We start from the raw sequence: 240 nt of genomic DNA, 5'->3' as shown, positions 1-240 counted from the left end.
GGGCCCGGGGGGACGGACTCCGTGGCGCGGAGCCCGGGGACGGCTATCCGTCGTCGCGGCCGAACACCGGGGCCAGGACCAGCTGGGCCGCGCCCTCCGCGATCCCGTCGGTGGCACCGCCGGTCCCTTCCGCGCCGCCGGTGCCTTCCGCGTCCCCGGTGCCTTCGGTGCCGCCGGTGCCGCCGGTGCCTTCCGCGCCGCCCGCCGGGGCCACTGCCCCGCCGGCCGCCGGGGTCCAGG

At 82.1% G+C, this 240-nt stretch carries 1 pseudogene; it reads right to left on the bottom strand.

From position 1 onward, the window contains the following. Nucleotides 1-43: 43 nt before the first annotated feature. Nucleotides 44-240 (bottom strand): annotated as a pseudogene (locus G3I53_RS19205) (ROK family transcriptional regulator); the annotation flags it as partial.

Source organism: Streptomyces sp. SID14436 (genome assembly GCF_010548465.1).
GTDB lineage: Bacteria > Actinomycetota > Actinomycetes > Streptomycetales > Streptomycetaceae > Streptomyces.
This window is presented reverse-complemented; position numbering and strand designations above follow the sequence as displayed.